The organism is Nocardioides sp. Iso805N, assembly GCF_000364605.1.
Taxonomy (GTDB): Bacteria; Actinomycetota; Actinomycetes; order Propionibacteriales; family Nocardioidaceae; genus Nocardioides.
In genome coordinates, this window is the sequence record NZ_KB822577.1 from 315502 (window position 1) to 331677 (window position 16176).

Here is a 16176-nt window from a genome sequence, read left to right on the forward strand (position 1 = left end):
GAGGCGACCACGTGAAGATCCTCATCATCGGCGCGGGCATCGGCGGAGCGAGCGCGGGCATCGCGCTGCGGCGGCTGGGCCACGAGGTCGAGATCTACGAGCAGGTCACTGAGAACAGGCCGGTGGGCGCCGCGATCTCGGTGTGGCCCAACGGCGTCAAGGTGCTCAACTGGCTCGGACTCGGCGCCCAGACGGCCGCGCTGGGCGGCCGGGTGGAGTTCATGTCCTACCGGGAGGCGGCCACGGGCGAGACGATGTGCCGCTTCAGCCTGGCCCCGGTGACCGAGCAGATGGGCCAGCGCCCCTATCCGATCGCCAGGGCGGAGCTCCAGGCGATGCTGATGGAGGCCTTCGGCGTGCAGGACATCCGCTTCGGCAAGCGGATGAGCGCCATCGAGCAGGACGAGCACTCGGTCACCGTGACGTTCGCCGACGGTACGACGGCCACCGGCGACGCCCTGATCGCCGCCGACGGTGCCAAGTCGCTCGCCCGTGCCTATGTCGTGGGCGAGGAGCTGGAACGGCGCTACGCCGGCTACGTGAACGTCAACGGACTGGTCCGGGCCGACCCCGAGGTCGCGCCGACGGACCAGTGGACCCTGTGGGTGGGTGCGGGCAAGCGGGTCTCGGTCATGCCGGTCGGCGGTGACCGGTTCTACTTCTTCTTCGACGTCGTCGAGCCGGCGGGCCTCCGCCCCGAGCGCGGTGCCGTCCGCGAGTCGCTGGCCGCGCACTTCGCCGGCTGGGCGCCGGAGGTGCACCGGCTCATCTCACTGATGGACCCGGAGACCACCAACCGGGTCGAGATCTTCGACCTCGACCCGTTCCACACCTGGGTCAAGGGTCGCGTGGCGCTGCTGGGGGATGCTGCCCACAACACCACGCCCGACATCGGGCAGGGCGGGTGCTCGGCGCTGGAGGACACCGTCGTGCTGGAGCGCGCGTTCGCCACCACCACGATCAGCGTGCCCGACACGTTGGCGCGCTACGCGGCGGCGCGGAGCCGGCGGGCCGGCGACCTCGTGCTCTGGGCCCGTCGTCGGGCGGCGCTCATGCACGGCGAGGATCCGGAGCTGACCGAGGCCTGGTACGAGGAGCTGCGGGGCGAGGACGGCACCAACGTCCTGCGTGGCATCATCGGCAACATGGTCGACAACCCGCTCGGGTAGCGCATGCGGAGCTTCGAGGAGCTGATCGCCGAGGCGCTGGCCGCCGACGTGACCGGGTGGGGCTTCGGCTGGCTGGACGGCCGGGCCAGCGAGCAGCGGCCGGGCTGGGGATATGCGCGGCTGCTGGCCGAGCGCTGGCGAGGCGTCGGATCCGCGCTCGACCTCGACACCGGTGGCGGTGAGGTCGTCGCGGAGGCGCCGACGCTGCCCGAGCGGATGACCGTCACCGAGTCGTGGCCGCCTAATCTCGCCCGGGCGAGCGCCCTGCTGGGTCCGCGAGGCGTCGAGGTGGTCGCCACCGAGGCCGGTGCACCGCTGCCCTTCCCGGACGGGTCCTTCGAGCTGGTCACCTCCCGTCACCCGGTCGCGCCGGACTGGCCGGAGATCCATCGGGTGCTCGCCCCGGGCGGGCACTACCTCGGCCAGCACGTCGGCCCTGCCTCGGCGTTCGAGCTCATCGAGTTCTTCCTGGGGCCCCTCGAGCGGGAGCGCCTGGCCCGCGACCCCACCTTCGAGACGGCGGCCGCGCGGGCCGCAGGCCTGGAGATCCTCGACCTGCGGACCGCCCGGTGCCGCATCGAGATCCGCGACGTGGGTGCCGTCGTCTGGCTGCTGCGCAAGTGCGTGTGGTGGGTCCCGGACTTCAGCGTCGAGCAGTACGGCGACAGGCTCCGCGAGCTGGATCGCAGCATGCGTTCGGGCACGCCGTTCGTCGCCCACTCCACCCGGCACCTCCTCGAGGCCCGTCGCGCCGACGGCTGAGGTGCCCGCCGGCCGAGGAGCAGCCGGTCTCAGGCGCGCAGGAGCACCTTCCCGCCGCGGCCGGGGCGTCGACTGGCGGCCACCGCATCGGCGATCTGCTCCAGGTCGAAGGTCGCCTCGACCGGCAGCGTCATCTCGCCCGACGTGATCCGGGCAAGCAGCTCGCCGAAGAGGGCCTGGCGCTTGGCCGGGTCCATCGCCGGGCTGATCTTGGCGCCCCAGAAGCCCTTGACGGTGGCCTGCTTGAACAGGACGTCGCCGAGCGCGAGGTCGAGCCGGGTCGAGCCCATCGCCCCGAAGATCACCAGGGTGCTGTTCTCGGCCAGCAGGTCGAGAAGGTCGCCGCTGGCCGTGCCGCCGACGGAGTCCACGCCGGCGACCAGAGGCGCACCCGCGGTGATCCGACGTACGTCGTCCTGCCAGCCATCGGTGTCGGTGGCGACCACGTTGTCGATGCCGGCCTCGGCCAGCTCCTGCACGCCGGCCGCTCGTCGGACCAGGCCCACGACGTTGACGCCCCGGGCCCGGGCCAGCTGGGCGAGCATCCGGCCGACGGCGCCGTTGGCGGCGTTCTGGATGATCCACTGCCCCTCGGTGACCTCCAGGAAGTCGAGCAGCGCGATCGCGCTGAACGGCATCGCCACCAGCTGCGCCGCCGCCTCGTCGGGGAGCCCCTCGGGCACCGGGATGACGCCGCCCGCGGAGACCACGAAGTACTCCGCCCAGGCACCGAAGACGCCGCCGACCGAGACCCGCTGACCGACGCTGAGACCGGTGACGCCCTCGCCGAGCTGCTCGATCACGCCGACCGCCTCGGTGCCCGACCGGGCCGGCATCTCGGGCTTGAACCCGTAGTCGCCGCTGGCGGTGAGGAGGTCGTGGTTGTGGATCGGCGAGAGCGTCGTCCGGACCAGGACCTCGCCCGGGCCGGGGGAGGGGGTCTCGACCTCCTCGACGTGCAGCTCCTGGGCGGGGTCGCCGAACCGGTGCTGGATGAGCGCGCGCATGCTGTCTTCCTTCTCCTCGAGCTGGACTTCCCGACTCCCACGGTAGAGGCCGGTCCATGGCTGGTGGTCCTGCTCCGTGCTGTCACATCGCGTCCGGCGCCGCCGCTCGCCTTCGCTTCCACACGAGGTCCAGCACCACGCCCAGCAGCACGATCGCGACGAGGGCGACTGCGGTCCCCGGCTCGTCCACCAACGTTGTCGCAGCGAACGCCACCAGCACCACCAGCGTCGTCAGGTCCGCCAGCACCAGCAGCCAGGCCTGCGCGCCGGTCTCGCGTCGGATCCGCAGGTGACCGAAGGTCACGAGCGTGAAGACGATCAGGGCCACCGCACTGCCGATCGACGCGATCGCGTTGAGGTCGAAGAATGCGCTCAGGATCATCGCCGCGACCGCCGTCACGATGATGCCCATGGGCGCCTTCCCCCCGACCCGGTGGGCCATGAAGGGCGGGAACTGCCCCGCGGCTGCCATCTCCTCGCTCAGGCCGGTGGCCGGGTACAGCCCGGAGTTCGTGGCTCCGGCCGTGGCGAACAGTGCCGTCACGGTCATCAACCAGTAGCCCGCGGAGCCGAGCACCGGTTCGGCCGCCACGGCCAACGCCGTACCGCCGGAAGCACTGACCTCGGCGACGGTCAGGGTGCCGAAGACTCCGAGCGCCGCCGCGACGTAGACGACGGTGGCGATGGCGAGGGCCAGGTAGACGGCCCGCGGCAGCTGGCGGGCCGGGTCCCGCAGATCCTTGGCGGTGAAGGTGATCACCCCGAAGCCGAGGAAGGCGAAGAAGGTCAGCGCCACGCTGGAGACGACGTCGCCCAGCGGGGGATAGCCCGAGAAGGCCAGGAGGTGAGGGTCGATGTTGGCCAGGGTCACGACCGAGAACAGCGTCAGGATCCCCACGACCACGACTACGACCACCGTCTGCGCCCTCGCGACGATGTGGGAGCCGAGGACGTTGAGCAGCGCCATCACCACCAGGATGAGGAGCGCGAACGGGACGACCCAGTCCGCGTTGTCGGCGACCGCCGAGCTGGCGTAGCTGCCGAATGAGACGGCGACCATGGCGGTGATGACGGCATTGACGGTCAGGAGCATCCAGGCGATGACACCGGTGAAGTGTCCTTGCCCCCATCCGCGGATGACGTACTCGAGAAAGCCGCCGGCCGACGGGTATCTCGCCCCGAGCTTGGCGAAGGAGTAGCCCTGCAGCGCAGCGACCGCCCCGGCCAGGAGGAACGAGACCCAGACCGCCGAGCCGGCCACTTCGCCGGCCGCACCGAGCAGCGCGAAGATTCCGGCACCGACCATGGACCCGACCCCGATGAACGCCGCCTGGCGGACCGTCAGAGGCCGCCGCGTCGGTTCCATCGGTCCCGCCGGTCGCTGACCAGGGGTTTGGTCTCCCTCAACCATGCTCGACTCCTCGCGTTGTCGGATCCGGCCCGGACGGCGTCTGCGTCGTATTCTGTCGACGACGCCCTTGGCCGCTCGTGCTTGCGAAACGCCCCGACCAGCGAAGGACCCGCCACTCCAGCCGGCGTGGCCCCCACCCGGACGGGTGAGCGACGTACTGACCGAGGATGACGCCCGCGGCCAGGGCCAGCGCTGTCGCGAAGGCCGAGGCGAGCTGAAGGACTCCGTCCTCCCCGCCTGCCAGGAGTGCGAGCCCCCGGTAGATGGCCAGGCCGGGCAGCAACGGCACCACGGCGGGTATGACGACGACCAGCGGCGGGACGCGGAACCACCGAGCCCCGGTACGGCAGACCGCCCCGATCGTCACGGCCGCGAGTGCGGCCGCCCAGGTCTGCCCGACCTTCGTCGAGGAGCCCACCGCGAAGTCGACGCCCTGCCCGAGCGCGCCGACCAGGGCGATGACCAGCAGGGAGCGCGCCGGTGCGTACGACGCGTACCCGAATGCAGCCGCCGCCACCGCCGCGCCGACCAGCGTCGTCCTCAGGTCAGCGTTGCCCGCCGCGCCGGCCTTGATCGTGCCGAGCCCGACGCCGAAGATCCGGCCGGCTGTCAGGCCGGCACTGACCCCGGCGATGATGCCGGTCGTGTCCAGGACGGCGACGAGGAGGCGCGCGCTCGCCGTCACCGGCGAGCCGGTCAGAGCGTCCTGGGTGGCGCCCATGATGCCCACGCCGGCCAGCAGCATCACGATGCCGGCGGTGACGACGCGTGACGGGTTGAGGTCGGTATCGGCGGCGGCGGCAAGGACCGCCACGAGGGTGGCGACGAAGCCGCCCGCCAGCTGGACGTAGAAGGTGGGGGTATGCCGGCGGAACATCGGCCGCTGGGTCCAGTAGATCGCCCAGGCCGCGAGGAACGCCAACAGGCACATGAGCAAGGTTCCTCCCAGCGTGAGCGCGACGCCCGACCCCATCACCCCCCAACCGATGCTCACCGCCCAACGTCGCCGGGGGTGTTCGGCCGCGACGATCTGTGCGATCTGCGCGCTAGCCTCTGATCGCGTGATGCGCCCGGCGACGAGATCGTTGACCGTCCGGTCGGTGTTGGTGAAGGCGGTGTAGTCGACGACAGCGCCACTCAGCCGACGGATCTGGAGAGCGGCGGGTTCCTCGGCGCTCGGTTGGTGACGGAGGGTCAGGTCCACGAACGTGACGTCGGCGGTCACGTGGCGCACGCCGCAGGAGGACGTCACGGCCAGCATCGTCGCGGTGACGTCGGTGGCTGCCGCGCCGGACGAGAGCAGCAGCTCGCCGACGCGGAGCGCCAGGTCCAGGGACTCGTAGACCTCGCTCCGCCCGCTCATGGCGCTCCCGTCACCGGGTCATCGTTCCACCGGGTCCAGGCGTCGATCCCCACCCCGGTCGGGGTGGCCTGCGACCGATCGCGGGCGGGCTTCGGAGACATCATGCGGCGGCTGCGGCACTCGCGCCGCGAGGTCAGTGCAGCGCGACCTTCAGCAGCGCGACGATGACGCCGATGCCCGCGCCTGCCGCGGCGCTGGTGAGGCGGCCGAGGATGTCGAGGCCGCCGCGGGCGCCGGCCACGTAGCTGTAGATCGCCAGCAGCGCGATCGTCGCCAGCAGTGCGATCCAGGCCGACGCGGAGAGGCCGGCGCCGAGGAGCCGGGTGATGAGCAGGACCGCGAGCGGGAGGATCGAGGCGGCGGCGACCGGAGCCGTCTCCCTCAGCGCGTGGCGAGCGGCTATCAGCGGGTGGTGCCCGTGCGTCAGCGAGTTGCCGATCGTGACAGCGTGCAGGTGGGCCAGCCAGTAGACCCCGACCGTGACCACGATCGCCCCGCTGAGTTGCGCGGTCGAGCCTGCGTGGCCGGCGCCGTACGCGATCACGGCGGCACAGACCACGGTTCCGGTGATCGCGCCCTCACCACCGGCGAACAGCTTGAGCACGCCCGTCCGAGGTGGGTCAGCTTCCACCGAATGTCTCCAGCAGGGTCGAGCGCTCGGCCTCGGTGAGGTTGGTGGTGATCAGTCTGGCGCCGCGGGCGTGGAAGCGCTCACCGAGGCGGTCCAGGTCGGCGTCCTCGGTGACCAGGAAGAGGGCCGAGGTGCCGGGGCCGATCTCGGTCCGCACCCGCTCCAGGTCCTCCTTCGTGATGCCGGTGCCCGAGGTGGCTCTGGCCAGCGCGCCGAGCCCCGCACCGACGACCAGACCCGCGACCGGGATGGCGAACAGCGCGCCGCCGAGGATGCCCCACAGCGCCCCCCACGCGGCACCGCGCTTCGGGCTGTCGTGCACGTGGTGCAGGTCCGGCTTGTCGGCGCCGTCAGGCCAGGTGATCAGCGCGTGGTCGACGATGCTGACCAGGCCGTCGGAGGACGCGGCCTTGAGCACCTTCTCCGCCTGCGAGGCCCCGTCGGGGTCCTCGAACTTCCATACCGTGAACGTCGTCATCGCGACTTCCTCCCGTCGTTGGTCGCCGGTCCGGCCGAGGGTGCCGGACCGATCGTCGGGGCGCGCCCCGGTTGAACTCTTCTCCGTGCCGGGGCAGGTCGGCTCCCCCGATCAGGGTGGTCGATCACGAGAACAGTGCGCCCAGGCCGAGGGCGACCACGCTCAGCACGACGAGCATCGCCAGCAGCGGCCAGACCCAGCGCAGGTAGCTCCCGTACGGAACGCGGGCGATGGCGAGGCCGCCCATCACGACCGCGGAGGTGGGGATGAACAGGTTCATGATTCCCGACGCGCTCTGGAAGCCGGTCACGACGAGCTCGGAGGGAACATCCGCGAAGGAGGCCAGCGGGCTCATGATCGGCATCGCGACGGTCGCCAGGCCCGACGAGGAGGGGATCAGGAACGACAGCGGCAGGAAGAGCAGGAACATCACGATCGCGAACGCGGCCTGCCCGACGTCGCCCAGGGCCTGCTCGGCCCAATTCAGAACGGTGTCGGTGATCTGTCCGTTGTTCATGATGACGGTGATCCCGCGGGCGATGCCGATGATCAGTGCCACCCCGAGGAGGTCCCGCGCGCCGTCGACGAAGGAGCCGGTGAGGTTCTCCTCGGACAGCCCTCCGATGAGCCCGATGATCACGCTGAAGAGGATGAACGACGCCGTCATCTCCGGGAACCACCACCACAGCGTCGGCAGCGGGAGGTTCAGGTCCTCCCACGGGATGACGCCGTACATCATCACGCCGAAGGCGAGTGCGAACACCGCCAGGATGAGCTTGTGCCGCCCGGTCAGCGCCGCATCGGCGCCGTCAGTCCCGGTACTGAAGCGCTGCTCGTTCTCCTCGCGCATGTTGGCGACGATCGAGCGGGACGGGTCCGCCTTCACCCGGTCGGCGTAGCGCAGGACGAAGAAGATCCCGACGCCGAGACCCACGATCAGCATCACCAGTCGCAGCACCAGGCCGTCGCTGATCGAGACACCGGCGAACCCGGAGGCGATGCCGGTGGCGAACGGGTTGATGGTGGAGCCGTAGGTGCCGATGCCGCATCCGAGCAGCACGACGGCCGCGCCCGTCATGGCGTCGTACCCGGCGGCGATCATCACCGCCACGATCAGGGAGTAGAACGCCAGGCTCTCCTCGGCCATGCCGTAGGTGGTCCCGCCGAGCGCGAACACGATCATCAGGATCGGGATCATCCAGCGCTCACGGCCGCGGAGTCGCTGCACGAGGCGACCGATGCCGTTCTGGATGGCGCCGGTGCGCATGGTCACGCCCAGGAACCCGCCGATGACGATGATGAAGAGCGCGACGTCGATCGCGCCGAACAGCGACCCGCTGTTGTAGTAGTTGATGTTCCCCTTGCTGTCCTGGATGCCGTAGAGCCCGTTGATCGGTGCGGTCAGCGAGTCGACCAGGATGTGCGCGGGATGGGAGGGGACCGAGTGGTAGGTCCCCGGGATCGGGCTGCCGGCCTTGTCGAGGTCGTAGACGCCGGCCGGCACGATCCAGGTGGCGAGCGCCATCAGCACGATGAGCGCGAACAAGATGGTGTACGCCGACGGCAGCTTGAAGCCCCGGTGGGACTCGACAGGGTCGGTGTCGGTGGAGGCAGACATCACGCGTTCCCTTCGGGGAGGCTCGGTACGGAGGCGGGCGGCTGCTCGTCGCTCCACGGCTCATCGGCGTCGGGCACCTTGAAGCCCACGAAGCCGTAGATGACGTCCAGCACCGGACTGAGCAGGTTGAAGAAGCAGAACGGCAGGTAGGAAGCGGTGGACACTCCGAGGACGCCGGAGATGTAGGCGCCACAGGTGTTCCACGGCACCAGCACCGAGGTCACCGTGCCGGAGTCCTCGACCGATCTGCTGAGGACCTGCGGAGCGATCCCGCGCCGGGCGAACTCGGCACGGAAGGTGCGCGCCGGCAGCACGTCCGCGACGTACTGGTCTCCGGCGATGACGTTGAGGCCGATCCCGCTGCAGATGACCGCGGCGATGAGCGAGCCGCGGCTCCGGGCCCGGGCGACGACCGGCTCGAGGAGGCGCTGGAGGAATCCGGCGCGCTCCATGATCGCGGCGAACGACAGTGCGCCGAGCACCAGCCAGATCGTCGTCAGCATGCTGGCCATCCCGCCCCGCGAGAAGAGGTCGTCGACCGGCGCGAAGCCGGAGTGGCTGGTGAACCCGGTGGCCATCGCGGCGTACCCCGCCTCGATCGCGGTGCTGAGCCTGCCCTGGCTGGGGTCGTCGACGAAGGCCACGACCGCGTCCCACTGCAGGAACGGCGCGAGGATCGCGGCGGACAGGGCCGAGCCCAGGATCGAGAGGAACGGAGGCATCCGCAGACAGGCGAGGATGACGAGCAGCGCCAGCGGAAGCAGGTTGAGGACCGAGATGTTGAACGCGTCGCCCAGCGCTGCGCGGGCCTGGTCGACGGAGGCCTGCGAGTCACCGCTGGCCGAGCGGCCGAGCACCAGGAAGATGACCAGGCTGATGCCGAGGGCCGGGCCCGCCGTCCAGATCATGTTCCTGACGTGCTGCCCCGTCGTCAGACCGCCGCCGACCAGCTTCGGAACCAAGATCGTCGTCTCCGACAACGGCGTCATCTTGTCGCCGAAGTAGGCGCCGCAGATGACGGCTCCGGCGGCGATGGCCTCGTCCAGGCCGAGCACCTTGCTCATCCCGACGAAGGCGACCCCCAGGGTGCCCGCGGTCGTCCAGGAGCTACCGGTGACCATCCCGACCAGGGCACACACGGCTGCTGTGGCGAAGTAGAACCACGCCGGGCTGACCAGCCTGATCCCGTAGTCCACGACGGTGGGGATGGTTCCGGCCATGTTCCACGTGCCGATCAGCGCCCCGACGGCGAGCAGGATGAACACCGCGCTCATCGCGGCCGTCACCCCTGCCACCGCTGCATCGGCCACGGTCTGGACGGTGTAGCCGTTCTTGAACGCGATCAGGCTGGCGAACGCCGCGCTGAGCAGGAGCGCCACCTGCAGCGGACCGTCGGTTGCTGATACGCCGAAGAGGCCGATCGTCAGGGCGAGCAGGCCGATCAGGACGACGATGGGCAGCAGCGCGTCCAACAGGCTCGGTGGGCGCGGGTCGGTCATCTCGCGACCTGCGCCGTGGCGCCGACCTCGCTGCCGCGGTGGTGCTCCGGGCCCCGGGCCCAGATCAGGAGGCCGACGATGAGCAGGGCGCAGGCGCCGATGACGACCCAGCGCACGCCCGTGCTCACAGCGGATCCCGCTCGAACGGGCAGGTCATGCAGTGACCGCCGCCGCGACCCTTGCCGAGCTCGAAGCCCTCGATCGGGATCACCTCGATGCCGGCCTCGCGCATCTTGGCGATGGTGTAGGTGTTGCGCTCGTACGCGACGACCACACCGGGCTCCAGGGCCACGACGTTGTTGCCGTCGTCCCACTGCTCGCGCTCCTGCTGGTAGGCGTCCCCGCCGGTCTCGATCACGCGGAGCGCGGGTACGCCGACGGCGTCCGCGACCGCGGAGAGGAAGTCCTTCTCCTCGGTCACGTGGAACAGTGCACCGTTCACGCCCGGGCGCAGGCTGATCGCCCGGACCGACCTCATCACCTGGGGGTAGAGCGTGACCGCGTCGCGGTCGAGCATGGTGAAGACGGTGTCGAGATGCATGTGCGCCCGGTCCTTGGTCATGACGACCGCGATCACCCGCTCGGCCGCACCCTTCTCGAAGAGGGCGCGGGCGACCTGCTCGATCATCCGCGCCTGCGACCGCTCGCTCATGCCGATCAGCACGGTGCCGTTGCCGATGGGCTGGACGTCGCCACCTTCGAGCGAGGACTTGCCGAAGTCCTCGATGGAGAACCTCTTGTCGTCGCCCAGCTCGGGATACCAGAACTCGAAGTCCTCCGCAGCGAACATCGGGTGGTAACGGTAGATCGCCGCGACGTTGTAGGCCTCCAGCCGCCGCGCCGGCCAGAACATCGGGTTGATCGAGACCCCGCCGTACATCCAGCACGAGGAGTCGCGGGTGAAGAGGGTGTTGGGCAGCGGCGGCAGCACGAACAGGCCGGGGTCGTCGACCGCCGCCGCGATGACCGACGTCGAGCGCAGCCGGGTGAGGTCGAGGCCGGACTCGGCCACGGTCAGGCCGCCGATGAGGTGGGTGGCCAGCTTCTCCGCCGGCATCTCCGAGAGCAGGCTGCGGACGTCCTCGACCATGGACGCGCCGACGGTGAACTCCGACGCGGTCACCTCGATCAGGCGCTGGCGGCCCTCGTCGCTCGCGGCCAGCGCCTCGCCGAGGAGGTTCTGGAGGAGGAACACCTCGACGCCTCGCTCGCGCATCCTCGCCACGAACTGGTCGTGCTCGTACTGCGCCCGGTCGACCCAGAGAACGTCGTCGAACAGCAGCTCGTCGTGGTTGGACGGGGTGAGCCGCTTGAGGCTCAGGTCGGGCCGGTGGACCATCACCTTGCGCAGGCGGCCCACCTCCGAGTGCACTCCGAGTGTCATCGCTCCTCCATTCCCGGCACCACCTGGGTGCCTGCTACGCCTTCGACGATCTGATCGATCTCGCTCAGTGAGCCGATCGCGGCACGACCTCCGGTGGCTTCGACGAATCGACAGGCCGCCTCGACCTTCGGCCCCATGGAGCCGGCCGGGAACTCTCGCCGGCGCAGCTCCGCGACGCTCACCTGCCCGAGTGCTCGCTGCTGCGGGGTTCCCCAGTCGACGTACACGGCGTCGACGTCGGTCGCCATCACGAACAGGTCGGCGTCCACCTCGCGCGCCAGGAGCTCGCTGGCGAGGTCCTTGTCGATGACGGCCTCGACGCCGATCAGGGTGGTCTCCGCGGCCGGCAGGAACATCGTGGGCACACCGCCGCCGCCGGCGCAGATGAGGACGACGCCGTGGTCGAGGAGCCAGCGGATCGGGCGGATCTCGAAGATGTGGTGTGGTTGCGGCGAGGGCACGACCCTTCGCCAGCTGTCGCCGTCCTGCTTGAAGGTCCAGCTCTTGTCGGCGGCCAGTGCGTCGGCCTCGGCGCGGGTGTAGATCGGACCGACGAACTTGGTCGGGTCCTTGAACGCAGGGTCGGCAGGGTCGACCTGCACCATCGTCAGGATGGTGGCCAGGGGGACGTCGCGGGAGAGGACGTTGCCCAGCTCCTGCTCCAGGACGTAGCCGATCATCCCCTCGGTCTGGGCTCCAAGGACGTCGAGGGGATAGGGGTCGACGTCGGCGTACGCCGCTGCTTGCAGGGCGAGCAGTCCGACCTGAGGCCCGTTCCCGTGGGAGAGGACCAGCTGGTGCGCACGCGCCACGGACGCGAGCGCAGGCGCGGCGACACGCACGTTGGTGCGCTGGTTCTCTGCCGTCATCGGCTCGCCGCGCTTGAGCAGCGCGTTCCCGCCGAGGGCCACCACGGCGCGCATGGCCGCTCAGTCCCCGAGGGTGGCGACCATGATCGCCTTGATGGTGTGCAGCCTGTTCTCGGCCTGGTCGAACACGATCGAGCTGGCGGACTCGAAGACCTCGTCGGTGACCTCGAGCCCGTCCAGGCCGAACTGCTGGAAGATGTCCTCGCCGACCTTGGTGCTCCGGTTGTGGAAGGCCGGCAGGCAGTGCATGAACTTGGTCTGCGGGTTCTTGGTGCGGGCGAGCACGTCCGCGTTGACCTGGTAGGGCTTCAGCAGGTCGATCCGCTCGGCCCACACCGCCTTGTCCTCGCCCATCGAGACCCACACGTCGGTGTAGAGGAAGTCGGCCCCGGCGACGCCCTCGTCGACATCCTCGGTGAGGGTGAGCCGTGCGCCGGTCTCCTTCGCGATGCCTCGTGAGGTCTCGACCAGCTCGTCGCTGGGCCACAGCGCCCTCGGGGCGCAGAGTCGGACGTCCATGCCGTACTTGCAGCCGCCGACCATGAGCGAGTTGCCCATGTTGTTGCGGGCATCGCCCAGATAGCAGAAGGCGATCTCGGAGAGGTGCTTGTCGCTGTGCTCGGTCATGGTCAGGACGTCGGCCAGGATCTGGGTGGGGTGGAACTCGTCGGTGAGACCGTTCCAGACCGGTACGCCGGCGTACTGCGCGAGGATCTCGACGTTCTCCTGAGCGGATCCGCGGTACTCGATGCCGTCGAAGGTGCGCCCCAGCACGCGCGCGGTGTCCTTCATGGACTCCTTGTGGCCGATCTGTGAGCCGCTGGGCTCCAGATAGGTCACGTGCGCCCCTTGGTCCTTGGCCGCCACCTCGAACGACGTGCGCGTCCGGGTGGAGGTCTTCTCGAAGATCAGCGCGATGTTCTTCTCGGTGAGGGTGGGGCGCTCGTAGCCGGCGTACTTCGCGGCCTTGAGCTCTCGGGAGAGGGTCAGGAGGAACTTCAGCTCGCCCGGAGTGAAGTCCAGCTCCTTGAGGAAGCTGCGGTGACGAAGGTTGAAGGACATGGGCGGTTCCTTTGCTCAGGCGGGTTCTTGGACGGGAGCGGTCCAGTCGGGACGGAGGGCGTCGTGTGCTCCCGATCCTCGGGAACGGAGCACGAGCTTGATCAGCTCCTCGACGACGACGAGGGAGGCGGCGATCCCGAGGCAGATGCACCACTGGTTGAAGTCGAGTCCGGTGGTGCCGAAGATGCGCTCGAGGATGTTCAGTGCGGTGACCGCCACGATCGCGAGCAGTGCCAGGGCGTAGCGGCGAAGCTGCATGAGGCCCGGGATCGCGGCTCGGTCGAAGATCGTGCCGCGCTGGTCACGGCTCAGCAGGGCGCCGAAGACGTGGAAGATGGACAACGTCGTCAGCAGCATGGTCGAGGCCACCACCGCGCCGTCCTGGTGATGGCCGATCTGGTAGGCGCACAGCGAGCCGATCGTCATGACCGCGCCCTGGGCGCACAGCCGGTACCAGTTGTTGCGCGAGAGGACCGGTGCTCCCACCGGTCGCGGCGACCGGGACATGAGTCCGCGGGCCGGCTGGTCGAAGCCGAGGGCGATCGCGAGCGGGATGTCCACGACCATGTTCAGCCACAGGATCTGCAGCGGGTTCAGCGGCGCTCCGTTGGCGATCCCGAAGATGCCCGCCCCGATGAAGATCGCGATGTAGGCGACCAGGGTCGACATCTGGAAGCGGAGATACTTCAACAGGTTGTCGTAGAGCGTGCGACCGTACGACACGGCGCCCACGATGGTCGCGAAGTTGTCGTCGGTCAGGATCATCACCGCGGCCTCCTTAGAGACCTCGGTGCCGGTGATGCCCATCGCCACCCCGATGTCGGCGGTCTTCAGAGCCGGGGCATCGTTCACCCCGTCACCGGTCATCGCGACGACGTTGCCCTTCTCCTTCAGCAGCCGCACCAGCCGGACCTTGTCCTCGGGCGCGACGCGTGCGACGACGCCGATCTCGTCCAGCTGATCACGCAGGACGTCGTCGGCCATCGCGGCGAACTCGGCGCCGGTCACCGCGCGGCCCTCGATGCCGAGCTCGCCGGCGATCGCCGCTGCGGTGGTCGCGTGGTCGCCGGTGATCATCCGGACCCGGATGCCGGCCTCGTGACACTCGGCGATCGCGGCTTTCGCCTCGGGCCGGGGTGGGTCGACGATGCCGACCATGGCCAGGAGCGTCAGGTCCTGGACCAGTCCGATCAGGTCACCCCCCGCCGCGACCACCGCCGGATCGAGGTCTCGCTGGGCGACGACCATCACGCGCTCGCCGGCGTTGGCGATCTGGTCGTTGGCCTCGAGGGCGAGGTGCCGGTTGTCGGCGGTCAGCGACATCAGGGTGCCGTCGGGCAGCCGGAGGGAGGTCGACCGCGCGATGAGGACGTCGGGCGCTCCCTTGACGTAGCACCGCGCCACCGGTCGGCCGTCGTCGCCGGTCATCTCGTGGAACGTCGCCATGAACTTGTAGTCGGAGTCGAACGGCACCTCGGCGATCCGGGGCAGCGACCGGCGCGTCTCGTCGATGTCGAGGCCGCCCTTGGCGCCCAGCACGATGAGCGCGCCCTCGGTCGGATCGCCGATCAGCGCCTCGCCGTCGAGCACGGCGTCCGCGCACAGCACCATCGGCAGGAGGTACGGGTCCAGGTCGTAGCGCTGACCGCCGACGTGCTTGATGTCGCCGACGATGCTGTAGCCCTCGCCCGAGACGGTGTAGCGGTTCTGGCCGGGGATGACGATCTCGCGGGCGGTCATCTTGTTGAGCGTCAGCGTGCCCGTCTTGTCCGAGCAGATCGCCGACGTCGAGCCCAGCGTCTCCACGGCCGGCAGCCGCTTGACGATCGCGTTGCGTCGAGCGATCTCCCGGGTGCCCATCGAGAGCAGCGCTGTCACGACGGCGGGCAGCCCGGTCGGGATCGCCGCGACCGCGAGCGCGACCCCGGTGATGAACAGGGTGTCGAACGACTCGCCCTGCGCCAGACCCAGCAGGATGACCAGGATCAGGGCGACGCCCGCGATCGAGGCGATCACCTTGGACAGCGAGTCGAGCTGCTTCTGGAGCGGCGTCTTGCTGGTCTTGGTGTTGGCGAGCATGTCGGCGATGTGGCCGATCTCGGTGCCCATGCCGGTCGCGGTCACGATCATCTCGCCGCGGCCCCGCGTGACCGAGGTGTTCATGTAGGCCATGCACAGCCGGTCGCCGAGGGGAATGTCCTCACCCGGCACGGGGTCGGTGCTCTTGCCGACGGGCAGGCTCTCACCGGTGAGTGCCGCTTCCTCGATCTCCAGCGTCGCGGCCACGCAGATCCTGCCGTCGGCGGGCACCCGGTTGCCGGCCTCGACCAGCACGATGTCGCCCGGCACGAGCTCTTCGGCATTGATCTCGATGGCCTGCCCGCCACGTCGTACGCGGGCGATCGTCTTCATCATCTGCGAGAGCGCCTTCACGCTCTCCTCGGCCTTGGCCTCCTGGCGCAGGCCGATGACCGCGTTGAACACCGTCAGGCCGGCGAGCACCACGGTCGTCCCGGTGTCCCCGGTGACGATCTGGTTGAGCAGGGCGGCGGTGAGGAGGACCAGCTGCATGAAGTCCTCGTACTGTCGTACGAACGCGCGCCAGGCGGGCTCCTGCTTGCCCGCAGCGAGCTTGTTCGGACCACCGGAGGCGAGGCGCGCGGCGGCCTCCTGGGCGGAGAGCCCTTGCGATGGGTCGACATCGAAGTCACGGGCCACGTCCGTGGAAGTGGTCGCGACCGGGTCGGCATGTCGCTGGATGACTGAGCCGTGAGCGTCCTGGGTCGTCATCGGTCCCTCCTGGTCGGACAACGTCGACGGGTATGTGTCGAGGCTGCCCAGGCGCCGGGTGGGGGCGCCTCACCCCGGCGAGGGTGGAAGAGGTGATCGGGTCCGCTCCACGCATGGAGCACCGTCGCGACGA

General features: G+C 69.7%; 14 protein-coding genes. 2 read left to right on the forward strand and 12 right to left on the reverse strand.

Translation table 11 applies throughout. The features are described from left to right. The first annotated feature begins 11 nt into the window (after positions 1-11). Together hpxO and H036_RS0109135 are read left to right on the forward strand one after the other, a co-directional pair. Positions 12-1169 carry an FAD-dependent urate hydroxylase HpxO gene (gene hpxO, locus H036_RS0109130; RefSeq protein WP_017934481.1) on the forward strand — a complete coding sequence of 386 codons (1158 nt, stop codon included), beginning with the start codon at positions 12-14 and terminating at the stop codon, positions 1167-1169. Positions 1170-1172: 3 nt separating this feature from the next. After that, complete coding sequence (locus tag H036_RS0109135; protein WP_017934482.1) at positions 1173-1931, forward strand: class I SAM-dependent methyltransferase; 759 nt, start codon at positions 1173-1175, stop codon at positions 1929-1931. A 29-nt stretch (positions 1932-1960) separates the two neighbouring features. Here the strand turns inward: H036_RS0109135 and H036_RS0109140 are convergent, their stop codons facing one another. The 12 genes from H036_RS0109140 to H036_RS0109195 all read right to left on the reverse strand — a co-directional run bounded on the left by H036_RS0109140 (position 1961) and on the right by H036_RS0109195 (position 16043). Beyond that, positions 1961-2938 (reverse strand): zinc-binding dehydrogenase, encoded by a 978-nt coding sequence (locus H036_RS0109140; protein WP_017934483.1) that lies wholly within the window; start codon positions 2936-2938, stop codon positions 1961-1963. Positions 2939-3020: 82 nt separating this feature from the next. Beyond that, a complete protein-coding gene (locus tag H036_RS0109145) occupies positions 3021-4349 on the reverse strand; it encodes an APC family permease (RefSeq protein WP_332308790.1) in 1329 nt (442 codons plus the stop codon). Continuing rightward, positions 4342-5712 (reverse strand): threonine/serine ThrE exporter family protein, encoded by a 1371-nt coding sequence (locus H036_RS22305; RefSeq protein WP_017934485.1) that lies wholly within the window; start codon positions 5710-5712, stop codon positions 4342-4344. The genes H036_RS0109145 and H036_RS22305 overlap by 8 nt, the downstream gene beginning before the upstream one ends. A 133-nt stretch (positions 5713-5845) precedes the next feature. Next, entirely contained in the window at positions 5846-6343 is a 498-nt protein-coding gene (locus H036_RS0109155; protein ID WP_157417193.1) for a hypothetical protein, read from the reverse strand. Continuing rightward, the gene (locus H036_RS0109160) at positions 6333-6821 is read right to left on the reverse strand and encodes a DUF1269 domain-containing protein (protein ID WP_017934487.1); all 489 of its coding nucleotides are present in this window, start codon (positions 6819-6821) and stop codon (positions 6333-6335) included. The genes H036_RS0109155 and H036_RS0109160 overlap by 11 nt, the downstream gene beginning before the upstream one ends. 124 nt (positions 6822-6945) lie before the next feature. Then, positions 6946-8439 carry a YfcC family protein gene (locus H036_RS0109165; RefSeq protein WP_017934488.1) on the reverse strand — a complete coding sequence of 498 codons (1494 nt, stop codon included), beginning with the start codon at positions 8437-8439 and terminating at the stop codon, positions 6946-6948. Then, positions 8439-9938 carry a Na+/H+ antiporter NhaC family protein gene (locus tag H036_RS0109170; RefSeq protein ID WP_017934489.1) on the reverse strand — a complete coding sequence of 500 codons (1500 nt, stop codon included), beginning with the start codon at positions 9936-9938 and terminating at the stop codon, positions 8439-8441. Before H036_RS0109170 ends, H036_RS0109165 begins: the two co-directional genes overlap by 1 nt. Then, the gene (locus H036_RS26075; RefSeq protein ID WP_017934490.1) at positions 9935-10066 is read right to left on the reverse strand and encodes a hypothetical protein; all 132 of its coding nucleotides are present in this window, start codon (positions 10064-10066) and stop codon (positions 9935-9937) included. The genes H036_RS0109170 and H036_RS26075 overlap by 4 nt, the downstream gene beginning before the upstream one ends. After that, positions 10063-11277 (reverse strand): arginine deiminase, encoded by a 1215-nt coding sequence (locus H036_RS0109180; protein WP_332308792.1) that lies wholly within the window; start codon positions 11275-11277, stop codon positions 10063-10065. The genes H036_RS26075 and H036_RS0109180 overlap by 4 nt, the downstream gene beginning before the upstream one ends. Before the next feature lie 41 nt (positions 11278-11318). Further along, positions 11319-12245, reverse strand: coding sequence for a carbamate kinase (gene arcC / locus H036_RS0109185; RefSeq protein WP_017934492.1), 927 nt, complete (start codon positions 12243-12245; stop codon positions 11319-11321). Positions 12246-12251: 6 nt separating this feature from the next. After that, the gene (gene argF, locus H036_RS0109190; RefSeq protein WP_017934493.1) at positions 12252-13253 is read right to left on the reverse strand and encodes an ornithine carbamoyltransferase; all 1002 of its coding nucleotides are present in this window, start codon (positions 13251-13253) and stop codon (positions 12252-12254) included. A gap of 15 nt (positions 13254-13268) precedes the next feature. Next, complete coding sequence (locus tag H036_RS0109195; RefSeq protein WP_017934494.1) at positions 13269-16043, reverse strand: cation-translocating P-type ATPase; 2775 nt, start codon at positions 16041-16043, stop codon at positions 13269-13271. Positions 16044-16176 lie beyond the last annotated feature (133 nt).